We start from the raw sequence: 18,156 nt of genomic DNA, 5'->3' as shown, positions 1-18,156 counted from the left end.
TTTAGTTGTGTTAAAATTATTCCGCAAATTTCACAATACTTTTTTTATGAATCTAAAATGCGCTCGGCTTAAATTTCAAACCTTCGGTTTCAGGCAGCCCAAACATCAGATTCATGTTCTCAACAGCTTGTCCGGCAGCACCTTTCACAAGATTATCTATGACCGATGCAATGTGGATATATCCATTGTGAAGTTCAATGTGTAATAATGCTTTATTGGTGTTGACAACATCTTTAAGTGAAATATCTTCTTCACTTATAAATGTGAACGGCGACTCTTTGTAAAACTCTTTGTAAATTTTTACGGCCTCTGCAAGTGCTTGCTCTGCAGGAATATCTGCCGGCATTCCTTTGCCATCAGCTCCGTTCCACCTGGTATATATGCTTGCAAAAATTCCGCGGGTAAAATCTCCGCGCATCGGGACAAAATTAATTTGAGGTACGGCGCCTTCAGAATTTTGTTTAGTTCCATCTATTTTTTTCTGATGAGCATTCTCTTCAAATATTCTTTCAAGATTACTTTTTATCTCTCCAAGATGCTGATGAGTAAATAATTTGTAAATGGAAATATTATTGTCTCTCCAGCTGAAATGACTTGTAGATGAGGGCTTTTTGCCTGCTCCCGTAGAGCCGGTTATGCCAGTAGCGTGCACCTCTCCGCACAAAAGTCCCGCCTTAGCAAGTGGCACAATTGCATTCTGGATTGCAGTTGCAAAACAGCCGGGGTTTGCAATATTATTTGCTTTTTTTATCAAATTCCTGTTTTGGTCTGTTAATCCGTAGATAAAATCTCTCCCCTTATAAGATGGGTCAATTCTAAAATCATTGCCTAAATCAATGATTTTACAACTATCGGGAATATTATGAGTATCAATGAATTCTCTTGACAGTCCATGACCCAGGCAGAGAAAAAGCACATCCGGATCATTTAATTGGTCCGTGAATTTTATATCTGTTTCTCCAAGCAGGTCTCTGTGAACGGAGGTCACGGTCTCGCCGACGCTTGTCGTGCTTAAGACGGAAACAACCTTTACATCAGGATGATACAACAATATTCTCATTGTTTCTCCTGCGGTGTATCCTGTTCCTCCGGCTATTGCAGCCCTTATCATTTTATTTTTCATTATGTAGGCTGTAATAAATCTTCAGCGGGTTGGACATGACTTTTGTAAAGCCGATAACATCCTGGCCTGTATAGGATTTATTAAGTTCCCCGTATGCGCCAAAATGAGAATTCATCAAATCATATTTGCTCTTGCATCCAAGCACAAAGAAGCAATATGGTCTTAGCAAAACCTCAACAGTACCTGTAACATTCCTTTGAGCGCTCTCTAGAAAAGCTTCCATGTCTCTTGCCGTAGGATCCAGATACTGAGCCTCATGCATAAGCTGTCCATAATAAATTGAGATATGGTCTTTCCAATTCAGCTGACCTTTTACAAGTACATGTTTTTCCAAAAGATGATGTGCTTTTATAATGACAAGCGGTGCTGCGGCTTCAAATCCGACTCTTCCTTTTATTCCAATAATAGTGTCGCCGATATGAATGTCACGTCCTATGCCATAGGCATTTGCGCGTTTTGCAACTTCCCTTATCGCACTAACAGGGTTCATCTTTTTCCCGTTAACTCCTACAATTTCTCCTTTTAGAAATTCAATAGAAAGTTTCTCCGTACCTTGCTTTGTGACATGATGAAGATAGGCCTCCTCAGGCAGATAGCCATCAGAAGAAAGTGTCTCCACTCCTCCTATGCTGCTTCCCCAAATACCCTGATTAATAGAGTATTTGCTCTTTGACCATGAAAAATCAAATCCATGCTTAACAAGATAGTCAATTTCATATTTCCTTTGGAAAGAATGCTCTCTGATAGGGGCGATGATTTTTACGTTAGGGGCAAGAACATTAAAAACGACGTCAAATCTTACCTGGTCATTGCCGGCACCTGTGCTGCCGTGCGCTACATATTCAGCTTTAAGCTTTTTTACCAATTTAAGAACTTCAAGAGCCTGAAAGATTCTCTCAGAACTAACACTTAAAGGATAAGTGTCATTTTTAAGTACATTACCAAAAATCAGATACTTAATACCCTTCTTGTAGTATGTGTCAACAGCATCAACGGTTGTATGGCTTGCCGCCCCTAAATCTTTTGCTCTCTTTTCAATCTTCGCAACTTCCTTGCTGTCAAAGCCTCCGGTATTAACCATTACTGTGTGAACTTCATATCCTTGCTCTTTTAAATAGGGAACGCAGAAGGAAGTATCCAAACCTCCGCTAAATGCTAAAACTACTTTTTTGCTCATTTTTTTTCAGATATTATTTATTGTTAAATTATTTCTAGTTATTTATTGCTGCTTATTCTGAATTTTTGTGCAACCTTGGACATAAATCCTGCAGGCGCGGCATCTTTTTTCTCCTGTTTTACAGGATCATACAGGAGCGCTGTGCATAAGCACATTTTAAAGTTGTTGCGTTGCAGAATATCAAAATTTCTGCACCCCTGGCAGCCCATCCAAAACTCCTTATCATCTGTAAGTTCAGAGAACGGAACCGGGTGGTATCCCATCTCGGTGTTTATCTTCATAACAGCAAGTCCGGTTGTGATGCTGAAGATTTTTGCAAATGGGTACATCGTCCTTGAAAGTTCAAAAATCTTACTCTTGATTTTTTTTGCAAGACCGGTCTTTCTAAACTGATGAGCTACTATAAGACCGGAATTCGCCACAAACTTTGTATGGCTCCAAGTCTCTATATATGAGAAACCTGCAAAGGTTCCGTCTTCTGTAAGTGCAATAACTGCCTTGCCGTCTCTCATTTTCTCTTTTACATATTCGGGAGACCTTTTTGCTATTCCGGTTCCGCGTTCTTGTGCGGAGATGAACATCAGATTTACAATTTCCTCTGCATACTTCTGATGGCTCTCATTAGCAACATAGATGTTAATTTTCATTTTTTGAGTTTAATTACAAACTATAAGTTATGATACAATAGTTCCCCTCAATGGAACTTTTAATTGTTTGATTATTAAAGTGATAACCCTGAAATTAAATAATCAGGAATAGAAAAATGCCAGTCTGCGCCCCGCTACTTTAAAGCGGCTGCGAGGGCATTCAGGATCGGACGCGTCTGACCGGAGTGTTAGATTGTAATTGTTTTTCCGTATTTTTCATCCGCGACAAAGGTATTAATTTTTTAATACCGTGTACATGCAATGTTTAAAAACTTAACATTAATAACTTTTTTAGTGTCCGCCGTACGTATACTAGATGTATATAATGTGACTTCTAGATGTGCTTGGGATCGATTGTTGCCAGATTTTGGTCTGATCTGAAAAAAAATCAACTTTTTTTCCAAAAAAATTTGCAGGAAAAGAAAAGATGTTTACCTTTGCAGCCCGTTTCGCTGAAAGCGGATCGGAAAAGTTCGTTGAAACATAGAAACAAGCAGCAAACTTTAAACAGTTTGGTAGGTGGAGTCTTTGACGAGATCCACTTAATTTTCGAGCGTCAAATTTCTTATAATAAGAAAGGAGCTACAGATCAACTTAGAAAAATAGAAACATATACAATGAAGAGTTTGATCCTGGCTCAGGATGAACGCTAGCGGCAGGCTTAACACATGCAAGTCGAGGGGCAGCGGTCTGTAGCAATACGGATGTCGGCGACCGGCGGAAGGGTGCGTAACGCGTGAACAACATTCCCGTCACAGGGAGATAATCCATGGAAACGTGGTCTAATATCGCATAGATTGCGGGTGGGACATCCCATCTTCAAGAAAGCAGCGATGCGGTGACGGATTGGTTCGCGTAACATTAGTCAGATGGTGAGGTAACGGCCCACCATAACCACGATGTTTAGGGGTCCTGAGAGGGAGGTCCCCCACACTGGAACTGAGACACGGTCCAGACTCCTACGGGAGGCAGCAGTGAGGAATATTGGACAATGGATGGAAATCTGATCCAGCCATGCCGCGTGCGGGAAGAAGGTCCTATGGATTGTAAACCGCTTTTGTACGGGAACAATAAGGGTTACGTGTAGCCCGATGAGTGTACCGTACGAATAAGCATCGGCTAACTCCGTGCCAGCAGCCGCGGTAATACGGAGGATGCAAGCGTTATCCGGATTTATTGGGTTTAAAGGGTGCGTAGGTGGGCTGTCAAGTCCGTGGTGAAAAGTTCGCGCTCAACGCGGATCGTGCCATGGAAACTGGCGGCCTTGAATAGGGGTGCCGTTGGCGGAATGTGAAGTGTAGCGGTGAAATGCATAGATATTACACAGAACACCGATTGCGAAAGCAGCTGACGAACCCTCGATTGACACTGAGGCACGAAAGTGCGGGGATCGAACAGGATTAGATACCCTGGTAGTCCGCACAGTAAACGATGACAACTGGCTGTCGGCGATATACCGATCGGTAGCGAAGCGAAAGCGTTAAGTTGTCCACCTGGGGAGTACGACCGCAAGGTTGAAACTCAAAGGAATTGACGGGGGCCCGCACAAGCGGAGGAACATGTGGTTTAATTCGATGATACGCGAGGAACCTTACCCGGGCTCGAACGGTGCAGGAATGCAGGAGAGATTCTGCAGCATAGCAATATGTCTGTACCGAGGTGCTGCATGGTTGTCGTCAGCTCGTGCCGTGAGGTGTAGGCTTAAGTGCCATAACGAGCGCAACCCTTGTCGTCAGTTGCCATCACGCAGTGGTGGGCACTCTGGCGAGACTGCCGCCGTAAGGTGTGAGGAAGGGGGGGATGACGTCAAATCAGCACGGCCCTTACGTCCGGGGCGACACACGTGTTACAATGGCAGGTACAGAGGGGAGCGAGGCGGCGACGCCGAGCCAATCTCGAAAGCCTGTCTCAGTTCGGACTGGAGTCTGCAACCCGACTCCACGAAGCTGGATTCGCTAGTAATCGCGCATCAGCCATGGCGCGGTGAATACGTTCCCGGGCCTTGTACACACCGCCCGTCAAGCCATGGAAGCTGGGAGTGCCTGAAGTTCGAGACCGCAAGGATCGACCTAAGGCAAAACCGGTAACTGGGGCTAAGTCGTAACAAGGTAGCCGTACCGGAAGGTGTGGCTGGAACACCTCCTTTTTGGAGTTGAGAAGTAGCTGTAGGCGCTTGACTGCTTGTTTTTAGATATAATCCGGAGGGACGCTCGCCGCAAGAGGCCCGCGCTCCGCACACATCCGGACCACCGGGGGGACCCGGGAAGTTCATTGAAGTAATGAGAGAGAAACAAAGAGGTAAAGAAATTTATTAGTCTGATATTAATTAAGAGAGTATGTACGACCAAGAGTTATATGTACAGGGTCGGCGTCCAGGGATGGGCGCTGTCCGTTGATATGGGACTACGATTTCACAAGTAGAGAATCAGAGAATGATTCACTAGGTAAGAAGAAGTTACAAAGAGCGAATGGAGGATGCCTAGGCTACCATCAGCGAAGAAGGACGCGGTAAGCTGCGAAAATCTGCGGGGATCTGCAAACAGGAATTGATCCGCAGGCTTCCGAATGGGACAACCCATGATGTTGAAGACATCATACACCCGCGAGGGTGGGCGCACGCGGAGAACTGAAACATCTCAGTATCCGCAGGAAAAGAAAGAAACATCGATTTCCCGAGTAGTGGCGAGCGAAAAGGAAAGAGCCCAAACCCAGGACGTCTAGGCGTTCATGGGGGTAGAAGGACCGCGATACGACGAAGGCAGAGCGAGAGGAAGCGTCTGGAAAGGCGCGCCGCAGCGGGTGACAGCCCCGTACTCGAAGCCAGGCCGGAGTCCAGCGGAATCCTGAGTAAGGCGGGACACGAGGAATCCTGTCTGAAGCAGCGGGGACCACTCCGCAAGGCTAAACATGGATGGCAGACCGATAGGGAACCAGTACTGCGAAGGAAAGGTGAAAAGCACCGCGAACAGCGGGGTGAAAGAGAACCTGAAACCGTTCGCTTACAAGCGGTCGGAGCCACTTAGGTGGTGACGGCGTGCCTTTTGGATAATGAGCCTACGAGTTGCTTCTCGGCAGCGAGGTTAAGTACTGTGAGGTACGGAGCCGAAGCGAAAGCGAGTCAGCATATGGCGAGCGAGTTGCCGGGAGCAGACGCGAAACCTTGTGATCTACCCTTGACCAGGTTGAAGTTTCCGTAACAGGGGATGGAGGACCGGACTGATTTCCGTTGAAAAGGGATCGGATGAGTTGAGGGTAGGAGTGAAAGGCCAATCAAACTGGGAGATAGCTCGTACTCCCCGAAATGTTTTTAGGAACAGTCTTGCAGCAGTCTGCATGAGGTAGAGCCACTGATAGGATGCGAGGGCTTCAACGCCTGTCAAGTTCTGACAAACTCCGAATGCGTGGAGACGATCTGCGGGAATGAGTCGTCGGGTGCTAATGTCCGGCGGCAAAAGGGAAATAGCCCAGACCAACAGTTAAGGCCCCCAAACGTGTGTTAAGTTAATAGAACGAAGTGCGGTCGCATAGACAGCTAGGATGTTAGCTTGGAAGCAGCTAATCATTTAAAGAGTGCGTAACAGCTCACTAGTCGAGGGACTGTGCGTGGATGATGATCGGGTATCAAACACACTGCCGAAACTATGGGCTTCGCCAGCAATGGCGGAGCGGTAGGGGAGCATTCCGGTCGGCCGTGAAGGAAAGCCGCGAGACTTTCTGGAGCGTCCGGAAAAGAAGATGTAGGCATAAGTAACGATAATGCGGGCGCAAACCCCGCACACCGAAAACCCAAGGGTTCCTGATCAACGTTAATCGGATCAGGGTAAGTCGGGACCTAAGGCTAAGCCGAGAGGCGACGCCGATGGAGAAATGGTTAATAATCCATTACCTGTGACAGACACAAAGGAGGGACGGAGTAGTGACACGCTCGCCGGCTGACGGAATAGCCGGTTGAAGGCCGTAGGCACAGCAGAGGTTAAGAGCTACTGCCGCTGAAAGCCGACAGTACGGAGAGTCTTCGGACGATCCGACAGAAGCGGTAATCAGACTCCCGAGAAAATCTTCGGCGATACAATCTGTCAGAGCCCGTACCGTAAACCGACACAGGTGGGAGAGGAGAGAATCCTCAGGTGCTCGAGTGAATCATGGCTAAGGAATTCGGCAAATTAACCCCGTAACTTCGGGATAAGGGGACCCTCGTAAGAGGGCGCAGAGAAATGGTCCAGGCGACTGTTTACCAAAAACACATGGCTTTGCAAAATTTAAAGATGAAGCATAAGGCCTGACACCTGCCCGGTGCCGGAAGGTTAAGAGGGGGCGTAAGCACGGAAAGCAATGGAAGTGCGAGGCGCTGAATTGAAGCCCCGGTAAACGGCGGCCGTAACTATAACGGTCCTAAGGTAGCGAAATTCCTTGTCGGGTAAGTTCCGACCTGCACGAACGGTGTAACGATCTGGACACTGTCTCAGCCATGAGCTCGGTGAAATTGTAGTAGCGGTGAAGATGCCGCTTACCCGCAACGGGACGGAAAGACCCCGTGAACCTTTACTGCAGCTTAACGCTGATTTTGGATAACCGATGTGTAGGATAGGTGGGAGACCGTGAGACGAGTACGCCAGTATTCGTGGAGTCGCCGTTGAAATACCACCCTTTGGTTATCCGGGATCTAACCTGGCGACAGGGACACCGTTTGGTGGGTAGTTTGACTGGGGTGGTCGCCTCCAAAAGAGTAACGGAGGCTTCCCAAGGTCCGCTCAGCACGAATGGTAACCGTGCGCAGAGTGCAGTGGCAAAAGCGGGCTTGACTGTGAGACCGACAAGTCGAACAGGTACGAAAGTAGGGCAAAGTGATCCGGTGGTTCCGCGTGGGTGGGCCATCGCTCAAAGGATAAAAGGTACTCCGGGGATAACAGGCTGATCGCTCCCAAGAGCTCAAATCGACGGAGCGGTTTGGCACCTCGATGTCGGCTCGTCACATCCTGGGGCTGGAGCAGGTTCCAAGGGTTCGGCTGTTCGCCGATTAAAGTGGCACGCGAGCTGGGTTCAGAACGTCGTGAGACAGTTCGGTCCCTATCTGTTGTGGGCGTTGGAAATTTGAGGAGGCCTGTCCTTAGTACGAGAGGACCGGGATGGACGCACCTCCAGTGTACCGGTTGTGGCGCCAGCTGCATTGCCGGGTAGCTATGTGCGGTTTAGATAAGCACTGAAAGCATCTAAGTGCGAAGCTAGCTTCGAGATGAGATTTCCAAACAGGGCCGTGGGAGACTACCACGTTGATAGGCCGCAGGTGTAAAGGCAGCAATGCCAAAGCCGAGCGGTACTAATAGCCCGAGAGCTTCAAATACAAACAGTGAAACGAGACTTTACCAGGGAGTTTCTCTCTCAGCAACATACGCCCTGCCGGCGGAGACAAAGGCCGGGCGAAGATATTGTGGTGGCAATAGCAGCGGGGATCCACCTCTTCCCATTCCGAACAGAGAAGTTAAGCCCGCGCGCGCCTATGATACTGCTATACCAAGTGGGAAAGTGGGTAGCCGCCAATTTTTAAGACCGTCAGGATCATCCGATTCTGGCGGTCTTTTTTTTGTTCTCCGCAAGCGGACAAAAAGCCCCCCTCGTGTCAACGCACTATCTTGCCGCACAAGGCGCGGCAAAATCTTGGGAATTAACGCGGCTTGCGCCGCGGAGATGCACACGCTCTGCGTGGGCCTAACGGCCTTATTATCACTACATGACAGATTATTAATTCCTTGATTATTGCAAGGTCATTTGAAAAAGGTTGAGCGAGTCCGTTTCGTACGAGCAATGATTTTCTTCAGAAAATCATTAGCGAGAAGTAAGGCAGAGCGAAACTTTTCAAATGACTTGCAAAACAAGATTGTGACGCAAAATAAAGCGAGGGCTTGCAGGAAGGGTATTACTTCAACAGATCCGGACGTAGCTTCTTGGTACGCGCAAGAGCCTGTTCATCATTCCATTGCGCAATCTTGTCATGATCTCCGGACAACAGAATATCGGGAACTTTCCATCCTTTAAAATTTGCCGGTCTTGTATAGATTGGGGCTGATAAAAGATTATCCTGGAAACTATCGGAAAGGGCTGATGTCTCGTCAGATAGAGCGCCTGGCAGCAGTCTGATTATTGTATCTGCAATTGCTGCCGCCGCAATTTCTCCTCCGCTAAGGACGTAGTCTCCTATTGATATCTCTTTGGTTATCAGATGCTCACGTATGCGATGATCTATGCCTTTATAGTGTCCGCAAAGCAGGATGATATTTTTTGCAAGTGATAACTTATTGGCTATCTGCTGATTAAAGACTTCACCGTCGGGAGTAAGATAAATTATTTCATCATATTTGCGCTGCTTCTTAAGTTTTGTGATAAGCGTGTAAATAGGCTCTACCATCATTACCATGCCGGCATCTCCGCCATAACTATAGTCATCTACTTTTTTGTATTTGCCTTTGGCATAGTCTCTTATGTTATGGATAAAGATTTTTACCAATCCTTTTTTCTTTGCGCGCTCTACTATTGAAAAATTTAATGGGCTTTCAAGTAGTTCTGGCACAGCGGTTAATATGTCAATTCTAAGAGAACTTTTTTTATTCCCGACAGTTGTTTTTCTCAGTGCCATTTTTGTGAATTTTTAATCCTCTACAAAGATATTAAAAACAACTTTTTATAACTCTTTTTTAATTATATTTGTAGGATATAAATGAACTAATAAAAAAATCAATTTCATGGAAGAGAAAACTACCGCTTTAAATGCGCAGGAGAATTTGGGAGTAAAGGAGGCAGAGACTAAAACAGCTGATGTACAGCCTGTTAAAGAAGCCGATGCTGAGAAGAAACCGAGTGCTAATGCACATGAGATTCTAGATGGATCAGTTGTTGACTATTCAACAAAAAGTTTAAGTGAAATATTGCGTCTTTTTGAGGAGATGGTTGAGAGAGGAGATCAGCAGGAGCTTTATAAGAATGCCGATATAATAAAGGCTTCTTTTTACAAAGTGCTTAAGAAAGAGAAGATTGCGTCTGGCATGTTTATGCAGCCAGGGAGCGAGGATGCTGCTACTGCCGGAGAAGTTAAAAAGACTGAAGAAGGAGAAGAGACTGTTTCCAATAATCCTTTTGCAGAGGTTGAGAGAGGGTTTAAGGAACTGTATGCCAAATATAAACTAGAGAGAGCAAGTTATACTAAGGAGCAGGAGAAAGGCAAAGAAGAGAATCTTAAATTGAAGCTTGGTATTATTGATGAGATAAATAAGTTGCTTGAGAAAGCGGAGGATGTTAATCATACTTTCCCTGCTTTCAGAGATTTGCAGGCAAAGTGGAAGGCACTTGGCGCTGTTCCTCAGGAGAAAGCAAAAGACTTGTGGGAGAACTACAATCATACAATAGAAAAGTTCTATGATTATATTAAAATCAATAATGAGTTCAGGGATATAGACTTTAAGAAAAATCTTGAGGCCAAGACTGAACTTTGCAAAAAGGCTGAGTATCTGGTAAATGCAAAGAACGTAGTTAATGCTTTTAACGAACTGCAAAAATTGCATGAAGAGTGGAAAGACCTTGGGCCAGTTGCAAAAGATCAAAGGGAACCGATATGGGAAAGATTTAAGGCTGCTACATCTCAAATAAACAAAAAGCATCAGGAGTACTTTGAAAATCTAAAAGAGCAGCAGAAGAAAAATCTGGCTGGCAAGAGTGAGCTTTGCGAGAGTGCTGAGAAGATTGCGGAAGAAAAACCGGAAGAATCTAATCAGTGGAATATGCTCTCCAAGAAAATGGAGGAGCTGCAGGCAAAGTGGAAAACAATAGGTTTTGCTTCTAAGAAAGATAATCAGAAAATATACGACAGGTTTAGAGCTGCATGCGATAAATTCTACAATGCAAAGCGTGATTATTATGCTAAGTTTAAGGATGTTATGCAGGAGAATCTGAAGAAGAAAGAGGAGCTTTGCGCAGAGGCGGAGAAGCTGATGGAGAGCGAGGATTGGAAGAAGACTACAGACCAGCTTATTAATTTGCAAAAAGTTTGGAAGTCAGTAGGACCGGTTGCAAGAAAACAGTCTGATGTTGTATGGAAAAGATTTAGGGCTGCTTGCGATGAATTTTTTGATAAAAAGGCAAAACATTTTGGAGGGGAAGATGAAAAGTTTGGGGAGAATTTAACTGCTAAACGTGCTCTGATAGAGGAGATTAAAGCATACGCTCCAAAGGAGTCCAAAGATGAGAACATAGCTGCTTTGAGGGGTTTCCAGGAAAGATGGAATAGCATTGGCTTTGTACCTTTTAAAGAGAAAGAAGAGATTGTAAAAGAATATGATGATGCTCTGAATCTGCATTTTAAAGATTTGAGAGATCCTGATGAGGAGAAAAAGATGAACCGTCTGAAGAGACTTATTACGGATGCTAAATCTTCCGGCAAGGGTGATAGGGGAATTAGATTTGAGAGAGAGAAACTTCTTGCTAAATTCCGCAAGGTTGAATCTGATATTTCCACTTTGGAAAACAATATGGGATTTTTTGCCAAATCCAAAAATGCTGACTTGATAAAAGAGGACATTAAGAAGAAGATAGCTGCTGGCAAAGAGGAACTTAAGCAGCTGGAGGAGAAGATTAAAATGATTGATAAAAACTTTTAATCCCTCGCTGAAATTTTATTTATAAGCCATTCTAGAATATTCTAAATGCAAAAAAATACAGTAATCGGCTTTGTTCTTATTGGAGCTATTCTTATAGGATTTAGCTGGTATAATTCATGGACATACAAGAAGCAGGTGAAAGAGGCTGCGCAGAAGGATTCTCTTGCAAGAATTGAGGCGCGCACTAATCCCCGAATTGCTGATTCTTTGAGGGTTGCGGACTCTCTTAAAAATTCAATGTATGCGCAGACATCCAAAGATACATCTGCAATTGCTTCTGTTTCAAAAGATTCTGCAGGCGTAGCACCAAAAGTTGCAGAAGGGCCTGCATACACGGATACCTTGCTGGAGAGAGCATCAAAGGGTGTTGAGCAGGTATATACATTGGAAAACAATAAGTTAAAGATAGACTTCACAACAAAGGGTGCTCAGGTCCAAAAGGTTTTGGTAAAGAAATATGTTACCTATGACAGTTCCGCGCTCTATCTTGTAAAGGAGAAATATTCTCACATGTCTTTGGTATTCTTTGCTGATCAGAGAATTAGCACGGAGAATTTTAATTTCACAAAGATTGCCCAAACAGATACTTCAGTAACTTTCCGTCTGCCTTTTAGAGACGGAGCCTATCTGGATTATGTTTATTCTTTGCCTCACGATAGTTATCTTGTTGGTTACAAGATTGTTGCGCACGGCATGAATAAAATTGTACCGCGCAATGAAAGCCAGCTGGAGCTGGACTGGAATTTAAAAGTGTCCAGGTTTGAGCGCGGATATGATAATGAAAAGAATTATTCTACGGTCAATTACAAGTTTCCAAATGATAAATCCGTTGAGGATTTGGGAATGAGAAAAGGGGATAGCGAGAAGAAAATTCCTACAAAAGTTCAATGGATTGCATTTCATCAGCAGTTCTTCTCCGCTATTATGATGGCGGACAACAGCTTTGCTTCAGGAAACCTTGCATACAAGTTCTTCCCTAAGGAGGATCCTCAGAAAAACCTGTTTGACTGTAGCGCTCACATGCAGATGGAGTACGCAGGAGGAGAGGATGTTACAATACCTCTTCATATCTATTTTGGTCCAAACTTGTACAAAGAGCTTAAGAGCTACGGCTATGGATTTGAGAAAGTTATTTTCCTTGGCAAAAATATTATAGGATGGATTAACAGGGTGGTAATCATTAACTTCTTTGATTTCTTAAGGAGGTTCATTTCCAGCTATGGTATTATCATTTTGATAATGACCATTTTATTGAAGCTGATTTTATATCCTCTTACTTTTAAATCTTATATGTCTTCTGCAAAGATGAGGGTTCTTAAACCGGAGATAGATAAGATTAACAAGAAGTATCCAAAGAAAGAGGATGCCATGAAGAAGCAGCAGGAGACTATGGCTCTTTACCATAAGACGGGAGTGAGCATGATGGGCGGATGTCTTCCTATGTTGTTGCAGATTCCTATTTTGTTTGCAATGTTCCGTTTCTTCCCCGTATCATTTGAGTTGCGTCAGCACTCATTCCTATGGGCCTCTGACTTAAGCGGTTATGACTCAATTTGGAACTTTGGGACAACAATTCCTTTGTACGGAAACCATGTAAGTTTGTTTGCGCTTTTGATGGCCGTTTCCATGTATTTCTACTCAAAGATGAACATGGACCAAATGCCGGACAGCAGTCAGATGCCTGGAATGAAGGGAATGCAGCTTTACTTTATGCCAGTTTTCATGTTGGTTTTGTGTAATAATTTCTCTGCAGGATTGAGCTATTATTACATGTTAACTAACTTAATCACAATACTTCAAACGTGGATTATCCGCAAGTATTTTGTTGATGAGAAGAAACTTTACGAGCAGTTAAAATCAAAGGCGGCATCTTCTAGTTCTAAGCCGGAAAAGAAATCTAAGTTCCGCGAGCGTCTGGACCAGATGATTAAAGAGCAGGAAAGAGCTCAGAGAGAACAAGCTAAGAGGAGAAAATAGAGCGCATTGCCGGTTGATTTAACAGTTAGAAAATAATGTAGCGTTGGAGCGCGGAGAAGGATTTATGAGTATAGCATCAGAGATATTAGAATTAAGAAAAGAATTGCCGCAAGCAACAAGGCTTGTGGCAATTTCTAAATTCCACACTTCCGATAAAATTATGGAGGCCTATAATGCGGGCCAGAGAGTTTTTGGAGAGAGCAGGCCGCAGGAACTTGCTGAAAAAGTAAAGGAGCTCCCGACAGATATTGAATGGCATTTTATAGGGCACCTGCAGAGCAACAAAATCAAAATGGTTGTTCCGTACGTAAAGCTTATCCACTCTGTGGATACAGAGAAATTGCTTTATGAGATAGACAGTTACGCTGAGCGCAATAATCTTGCTGCTAATTGTCTCTTGGAAATATTTATTGCAAAAGAACAGACTAAGCAGGGTTTTTCCGATGAGGAAGTTTCCGCTTTGCTGGATAAAATAAAAGCTGCCCCATTGAAAAGCACGATCATTTGCGGAGTGATGGGAATGGCTACTTTTACTGATGACCAGGAGGAAATCAAACGTGAATTTACCCACCTTTCAACGTTCTTTCATCAAATGCAACAATCTCATCCTGAGCTTGCTCCAAACTTCAGGGAGATATCAATGGGCATGACGGAAGATTACAAGATTGCAATTGCCAACGGCAGCACGCTCGTCCGCATCGGTACCAAAATTTTTGGTCCCAGAGAGTATTAATCAGAGAGTATTAATCAAAGAATACTTGAGTATTAAAATCAGGGAGTATTATACTATACTATTAAATCTGAAAGCTTTACTTTGGGGATAAAGTGTACTCCATTCTCCCGGAAATAATTGTGATTTTCTTCTTCTGATATTGGCAGCAGCTGAAATTTTTCAATGCTCTTGCCAATTGCTATAACCATCAGAGGCGTAAGGTTTTCCTTGACCTTAAAATGTTCAGATATGGCCTCCTTATTAAATGCTCCGATGCAGATGCCATTAAGTCCCATATCAACTGCCTTTAGCAACATGCTCTGCGCAGAAATTCCTAAATCTACATATACCCATTTGCCCTCAGGAACAGTGGAATAAACTATAATGTAGGCATTTGGTTCAGTCCCCTTAAATGGCAGATGGAGTTCCGGAAGTGCGCCTGCAAGTTTTATGTTGTTTGTAATGAAGTCCACATCATTTGATGTCTGTGCGTTGAGCTTGGTTGCAATTTTAAATCTTAGTATCTGCTGATTACGGGCGGATGGAATTTTTGTGTTAATATCAATTATGTTTAGCAGCTCATTATCAGATACTTTGTAACTGGAATCGTATCCGCGGCAGCTGCGATTTTTTAGCAGCAAAGAATCTAACGAGATATGCGTTTTCTTTGCGGCGCTTTTTTTCTTTTTGCCGCTTTGCATCTCTTCAAATTTTTTCTCTAGATAATTGTCTGCCATTACGATAAAAAATATGCTTGTTAAAAATGATGTATAAAGATGTTTATATCAAATGATGTATAAAGATGTTTATATCAATTATATCTCAACTTCACATTCAAATACAAATGTGGCTGGACCTGTCAGATAAACTTCCGTAAATTTTCCATTCTTCTCCAGAAATTCAACGGATAATTTTCCGCCAAGAGCCTCTGCGTTAAATTTAACATTGTTGCCGGAAGGAGTCTTCTTGCAAAATACATATCTTTTGCATCCGTCTGTGTAAGCGGCTATGCAGCTGGCTGTTATGCCTGTACCGCACGCGTATGTCTCAGCCTCTACGCCTCTTTCATAAGTCCTTACAAACAATCCGCTTGCAGTTCCTGAGACAAAATTAGCATTTGTGCCACCCTTAAAATCTTTATGCCACCTCCAATATTTTCCTTTCTCGGCGACAGGGTAGTTTTTAACATCTTTTACAAACTCTACATAGTGAGCGGAACCAGTATCCAGGAAATATGCGGATGATGAGTATTTTTTGCATTCATCCACGTCTTTCATTTTAAGTTTTACAATGCACTCTTTAGAAGTCTTTTCTGTTTTTTTTGCGGAAGCGGATTTTCTCTTTTGTGCAAACGCATTCTTTAAAATCTGAGATTTGTGATATCCGTCAATAGCCTCAAACTCAAATGATTGAATATTGCGGTCATAAACATTCTTTTCTCCCATGCACGCAGTGTTTTTTACCATCTTGCCCTTCACTCCAACCTGAGCCGCAAAGGCGCTCAAGCATCTTCCGCCGTTCCCGCACATAGTTCCCTCTTTGCCGTCAGCATTAAAATAACGCATGGAAAAATCATATTTTTTGCTTTTGCCAAGCAGCATCAGACCATCTGCTCCTATTCCAAAACGTCTGTCGCACAATAGGTTAATTTGTCTGGCAGTAAGCTTATATTTTCCGGAGCGGTTATCTAAAATTACAAAATCATTGCCAGCTCCCTGGTATTTATATGCATCAATTTTCATTCTAATTTTTATTTAAAATCTGTTTTGCATTCTCTATAATAGCCTCTGCAACAGCCTTTGAGGCACCTCCTCCTCCCAGAACTCTGCGGACTTCCGCATAGTCTCTCTTCATTTGTTCTATATAATTTGCATCATTCAGCAGCTTGTCCAATTCTTTTGAAATCAGCTCAGGCGTGCATGTATGCTGAATTAGCTCTTTGAAAATTTGCTTGTCCAAAATAAGATTTGCCAAACTTATGTAATGAAGTTTAACAAGATGTTTTGCTATTTGATATGTAATCTCGCTGGACCCGTAGCATACAACTTGGGGAGTTCCAATTATTGCTGTTTCCAAACTTGCTGTACCTGAATTGATTATAGCGGCATCAGAATGTTTGAGTATGGAGTATGTTTCTCCTGATAGGATAATCATTCTCTCTTTTGTAACGGCCCTGTCGGGATGCTTAAGATTAAATTTATCTATTATTGAATTGTAAAAATCCATTGATGTTGATGGTGCCGCAGCAAGCAAAAATTTGCAGGAGGGGTATCTCCCAATCACTTCCAGCATTCTCGGAAGCAGGTATGCAATCTCAATTTTGCGGCTGCCGGCCAAAAGTGCAATGTACTTGCAAGATGCTGATAACAAAAGAGGTGCAGTTATATCTTCATTATCGTATGTTTGTGCATTTTTACGTATGGCTTCAGATTTCGCAATGGATGAATCGTTTATGCGCTTGCAGAAATCCTCTTTGCTTTCATTTATGAAGCGGTAATTATCAATGCTGTCCAGCAGAGGATTGCCGCGGTATACGGCATCAATGTTCCATCTCTTTTTAAAGTATTCTATCTCAAACGGGAAGATGATAAAAAGCTTATCTACATAGCGCTGCAGGTGTTTCCCGCGACTCTCTTTCCATGCCCATATCTTTGGAGCAATATAATAGAAGACTGTAAAACCATGATTATGAGCAAATTTTGCGATTTTAAAATTAAAGCCGGGATAGTCTATTAGTATAACAACATCCGGATTCCATTTTAGAATGTCCTCCTTGCAGAAGGCTATGTTGCGTAAAATTTTGCGCAGGTTTAACAAAACTTCCAGGAATCCCATAATTGCAGTATCCTTATAATGCCTTACCAATGAACCTCCTGCAGCTTGCATTAAGTCTCCGCCCCAGCATCTGATTTCACAATCCGGCTCCGCCTGCTTTAATCCTTTTATCAGATTTGAGCCGTGCAAATCGCCTGATGCTTCTCCTGCTATGATGTAATATTTCACAATATATGGTTTATGACTATCCTGTTTATTCTAAGCAATTCCGGTTAGATTTGCCGGAAACTTTTATAATTTCCATTTAGACATTAATCTCTTTCTCTCCTCATAATCAGTGTCATTCACCTTGTGAGGCACAATGGCAATGTATCCCTCCTCCACAATCGTATGGTCTCCAATTTTGGAAGTGTCTTTGTCAAAGAACTCCCCTGAAATCCAGAAATACTCTTTTCCCTGCGGTGTCTTGTAAGAATTCAATTCATCCAGCCACATTCCGTTTCCGCTCTCGGCAAATTTTATTCCCTTTATTTTCCCGACAGGTATGTCAGGAAAGTTGATGTTCAGATAAATACCAGGTTTGGGCGGACATGCAAAGAAATTCTTCATAATCACGCCTATGTACTTTTTCACCGGTGCAAAATTGGCATCAGCTTTATGAGTATTGATGGATAATCCTATTGATGGAATTCCGTATATCGTTCCCTCTTTTGTCGCTCCCAGTGTACCTGAATAAACAGCTGCTACGGAGGCATTAGAACCGTGATTTATGCCGGAAATCAAAATATCCGGCAGATGTTTAACATCAAAAAATCTGTTCATCGCCATCTTAATGCAATCAACCGGAGCACCTGTGAATGAGTAGATTTGTATTGTGTTTCCGTTACTAGCTTTTTTCTCTGCAATCTTTTTCAGCCAAAGAGGCACGTCCATTGTCAAAGCGGCAGATTTTCCGCTCTGAACGTCACGTGGTGCAATAGCTGTCACATTGCCATATTTTGAGAAAATTTCTATTGCGGTTTTAAATCCCTTTGAACGGTATCCGTCGTCGTTAGTTATCAGTATCTCAAGCTTTTTGCTCTTCATTTTTGTTCCCTTGT

The 18,156-nt window shown here is 43.4% G+C and carries 11 protein-coding genes and 3 rRNA genes; 6 read left to right on the top strand and 8 right to left on the bottom strand.

Going from position 1 to position 18,156, the window contains the following annotated elements:
- Positions 1-52: 52 nt before the first annotated feature.
- From argC to LKM37_08905, 3 genes are read right to left on the bottom strand one after another with little or no spacing between them, the layout of a single operon-like run.
- Positions 53-1,111, bottom strand: a complete 1,059-nt coding sequence (argC, locus tag LKM37_08915) for an N-acetyl-gamma-glutamyl-phosphate reductase (protein ID MCI1721103.1) — start codon at positions 1,109-1,111, stop codon at positions 53-55.
- 1 nt (position 1,112) lies between these two features.
- Complete coding sequence (gene argG, locus LKM37_08910) at positions 1,113-2,300, bottom strand: argininosuccinate synthase (GenBank protein MCI1721102.1); 1,188 nt, start codon at positions 2,298-2,300, stop codon at positions 1,113-1,115.
- Positions 2,301-2,338: 38 nt separating this feature from the next.
- Complete coding sequence (locus LKM37_08905; protein ID MCI1721101.1) at positions 2,339-2,947, bottom strand: GNAT family N-acetyltransferase; 609 nt, start codon at positions 2,945-2,947, stop codon at positions 2,339-2,341.
- Between the two features lie 614 nt (positions 2,948-3,561).
- On the opposite strand from LKM37_08905, the gene LKM37_08900 reads away from it, so the two are divergent.
- The 3 genes from LKM37_08900 to rrf all read left to right on the top strand — a co-directional run bounded on the left by LKM37_08900 (position 3,562) and on the right by rrf (position 8,487).
- Positions 3,562-5,093 (top strand): 16S ribosomal RNA (locus tag LKM37_08900).
- Positions 5,094-5,395: 302 nt separating this feature from the next.
- Positions 5,396-8,288 (top strand): 23S ribosomal RNA (locus LKM37_08895).
- An 86-nt stretch (positions 8,289-8,374) separates the two neighbouring features.
- A 5S ribosomal RNA gene (gene rrf / locus LKM37_08890) occupies positions 8,375-8,487 on the top strand.
- Together the 16S, 23S and 5S rRNA genes form the textbook arrangement of a ribosomal RNA operon.
- 374 nt (positions 8,488-8,861) lie before the next feature.
- On the opposite strand, the gene trmD is transcribed toward rrf, so the two are convergent.
- Complete coding sequence (gene trmD, locus LKM37_08885; protein ID MCI1721100.1) at positions 8,862-9,578, bottom strand: tRNA (guanosine(37)-N1)-methyltransferase TrmD; 717 nt, start codon at positions 9,576-9,578, stop codon at positions 8,862-8,864.
- Between the two features lie 106 nt (positions 9,579-9,684).
- Between trmD and LKM37_08880 the strand changes: the two genes are divergently transcribed.
- From LKM37_08880 to LKM37_08870, 3 genes are all read left to right on the top strand, one after another.
- Positions 9,685-11,592: a DUF349 domain-containing protein gene (locus LKM37_08880; protein ID MCI1721099.1), complete on the top strand. Its 1,908-nt coding sequence runs from the start codon at positions 9,685-9,687 to the stop codon at positions 11,590-11,592.
- A 45-nt stretch (positions 11,593-11,637) separates the two neighbouring features.
- Positions 11,638-13,569 (top strand): membrane protein insertase YidC, encoded by a 1,932-nt coding sequence (gene yidC / locus LKM37_08875; GenBank protein MCI1721098.1) that lies wholly within the window; start codon positions 11,638-11,640, stop codon positions 13,567-13,569.
- 64 nt (positions 13,570-13,633) lie between these two features.
- Positions 13,634-14,302, top strand: coding sequence for a YggS family pyridoxal phosphate-dependent enzyme (locus LKM37_08870; protein ID MCI1721097.1), 669 nt, complete (start codon positions 13,634-13,636; stop codon positions 14,300-14,302).
- Between the two features lie 53 nt (positions 14,303-14,355).
- Here LKM37_08870 and LKM37_08865 read toward each other — a convergent pair whose 3' ends face one another.
- The 4 genes from LKM37_08865 to surE all read right to left on the bottom strand — a co-directional run bounded on the left by LKM37_08865 (position 14,356) and on the right by surE (position 18,142).
- Positions 14,356-15,018, bottom strand: coding sequence for a nitroreductase family protein (locus LKM37_08865; protein ID MCI1721096.1), 663 nt, complete (start codon positions 15,016-15,018; stop codon positions 14,356-14,358).
- A gap of 78 nt (positions 15,019-15,096) precedes the next feature.
- Positions 15,097-16,023 (bottom strand): diaminopimelate epimerase, encoded by a 927-nt coding sequence (gene dapF, locus LKM37_08860; protein MCI1721095.1) that lies wholly within the window; start codon positions 16,021-16,023, stop codon positions 15,097-15,099.
- Position 16,024: 1 nt separating this feature from the next.
- On the bottom strand, positions 16,025-17,284 hold the full coding sequence (locus LKM37_08855) for a lipid-A-disaccharide synthase (GenBank protein ID MCI1721094.1): 1,260 nt from the start codon (positions 17,282-17,284) through the stop codon (positions 16,025-16,027).
- Positions 17,285-17,347: 63 nt separating this feature from the next.
- Positions 17,348-18,142 carry a 5'/3'-nucleotidase SurE gene (gene surE / locus LKM37_08850; protein ID MCI1721093.1) on the bottom strand — a complete coding sequence of 265 codons (795 nt, stop codon included), beginning with the start codon at positions 18,140-18,142 and terminating at the stop codon, positions 17,348-17,350.
- Between the last annotated feature and the right edge of the window lie 14 nt (positions 18,143-18,156).

The sequence above is a fragment of the Bacteroidales bacterium genome, assembly GCA_022647615.1.
In the GTDB taxonomy this organism is placed as follows: domain Bacteria; phylum Bacteroidota; class Bacteroidia; order Bacteroidales; family UBA932; genus Egerieousia.
This window is presented reverse-complemented; position numbering and strand designations above follow the sequence as displayed.

What these genes read in the sequence shown, in the direction of transcription:
- argG (MCI1721102.1), bottom strand. Translation starts at nt 2,300, where the DNA reads ATGAGCAAAAAAGTAGTTTTAGCATTTAGCGGAGGTTTGGATACTTCC.
- surE (MCI1721093.1), bottom strand. Translation starts at nt 18,142, where the DNA reads ATGAAGAGCAAAAAGCTTGAGATACTGATAACTAACGACGACGGATAC.
- trmD (MCI1721100.1), bottom strand. Translation starts at nt 9,578, where the DNA reads ATGGCACTGAGAAAAACAACTGTCGGGAATAAAAAAAGTTCTCTTAGA.
- yidC (MCI1721098.1), top strand. Translation starts at nt 11,638, where the DNA reads ATGCAAAAAAATACAGTAATCGGCTTTGTTCTTATTGGAGCTATTCTT.
- dapF (MCI1721095.1), bottom strand. Translation starts at nt 16,023, where the DNA reads ATGAAAATTGATGCATATAAATACCAGGGAGCTGGCAATGATTTTGTA.
- argC (MCI1721103.1), bottom strand. Translation starts at nt 1,111, where the DNA reads ATGATAAGGGCTGCAATAGCCGGAGGAACAGGATACACCGCAGGAGAA.
- LKM37_08905 (MCI1721101.1), bottom strand. Translation starts at nt 2,947, where the DNA reads ATGAAAATTAACATCTATGTTGCTAATGAGAGCCATCAGAAGTATGCA.
- LKM37_08880 (MCI1721099.1), top strand. Translation starts at nt 9,685, where the DNA reads ATGGAAGAGAAAACTACCGCTTTAAATGCGCAGGAGAATTTGGGAGTA.
- LKM37_08870 (MCI1721097.1), top strand. Translation starts at nt 13,634, where the DNA reads ATGAGTATAGCATCAGAGATATTAGAATTAAGAAAAGAATTGCCGCAA.
- LKM37_08865 (MCI1721096.1), bottom strand. Translation starts at nt 15,018, where the DNA reads ATGGCAGACAATTATCTAGAGAAAAAATTTGAAGAGATGCAAAGCGGC.